Here is a 1275-nt window from a genome sequence, read left to right as displayed (position 1 = left end):
GATGCAATTGCTCATGAGTCAGCTGACTGCAAACACCAAGTAACTGCTTATTCATTCGCTGATTATACAGCGCCAACATTCTGAAATTTGAGGATAAATTCATTTGACCTCCAAAGTACATAACGCCCAATTAAGTGGTGAACAACGCACTGGCTAAGCCGCGGCATTGCACCGTAAAGCACTTTACCTGACGCATAGTAAAACTGCCACGCGTTGAGAATCCACTTGAATTGTTTGTTATATTCGTAGCCTATTGATTAAAAAGCTGTTCTACCGTTTTCATTGGTAAGAACATACGAATACGCCCATTATGTTCGCACAACACTTCAAAACCGAACTTCGTATAGAACGCTTGAGCGGAGTCTGTCAGACAGTCCACAACAATTGCGTATACCCTCATGTGATGATTCACTTCCCACAAGTACTTCAGTGCGCGAATTAGACTAATTTTTCCGAGCCCTGAGCCATGAAACTCTTTGTGCACAGCTAATTGAGCCAAAAGAAAAACAGGGATTGGATACCTAGGAAGTTTCTTTGCTAGTTGTGCTGGCAATGTTTCTCGACTGATTGAACTCGGTGCAACACTATAAAATGCACAAATAGCGAATTTTTGATTTAACAATGGTTGAGCACTAGGTAAAACCATTGTTCGGCTAATACCTGCTTGCATGTGCTTTGCAGCTTGAGTTTTGATAAATGTGTTTAGCTCTTGCTCACCACAGTCAAATGAGTCGCGATCATGCTTTGATTTACTAAGTTCTACAAACTCTTTACCCCAACTCACTTGATACCACTCTTATCTGTAAATTTAACCGCTTCAAGCAAAGCTTGATTCGGTGTTTTTACTTTATTACACGCAGCCATAAACTCGTCAAAAACACTGTCTTTAACCACAATACTTTCGTGCTCCTCAATAACATGAGTCGCATCTTCGTCCATAAGTCTCACTACATATTCAGTGAGACTTTTTAAACCAAGTAAAGCCGATGCTTTTTCAGCTTTTGCCTTGATCTCTTCATCAAGGCGGATATCTAAACGTGCCGTTGCCATAACCCCTCCTGCGTACAGATACATTCCGTAACCTGAGAGATTATAGTCCAAACTTAAAGCACATTCAATTCGTACGGAAAGTTTACGGAACGAGGGAGAATATAACGCCCAATTAAGTGGTGAACAACGCACTGACCAAGTCGCTGCATTGCACCGTAAAACACTTTACTCAACGCATAGTAAAACTGCCACGCGTTGAGAATCCACTTGAATTGCTTGTTATGT

The 1275-nt window shown here is 41.3% G+C and carries 2 protein-coding genes and 1 pseudogene; all 3 read right to left on the bottom strand.

All coding sequences use genetic code 11. The features are described from left to right. Window positions 1-103: pseudogene (locus EYW48_RS21130) on the bottom strand (damage-inducible protein DinB); the annotation flags it as partial. Between the two features lie 147 nt (window positions 104-250). Further along, a complete protein-coding gene (locus EYW48_RS21125) occupies window positions 251-784 on the bottom strand; it encodes a GNAT family N-acetyltransferase (RefSeq protein WP_010320665.1) in 534 nt (177 codons plus the stop codon). Then, the gene (locus EYW48_RS21120; RefSeq protein ID WP_038964901.1) at window positions 781-1050 is read right to left on the bottom strand and encodes a DUF1778 domain-containing protein; all 270 of its coding nucleotides are present in this window, start codon (window positions 1048-1050) and stop codon (window positions 781-783) included. The genes EYW48_RS21125 and EYW48_RS21120 overlap by 4 nt, the downstream gene beginning before the upstream one ends. Between the last annotated feature and the right edge of the window lie 225 nt (window positions 1051-1275).

The organism is Vibrio sp. 1180_3 (assembly GCF_029478545.1).
Taxonomy (GTDB): Bacteria; Pseudomonadota; Gammaproteobacteria; order Enterobacterales; family Vibrionaceae; genus Vibrio; species Vibrio aestuarianus.
This window is presented reverse-complemented; position numbering and strand designations above follow the sequence as displayed.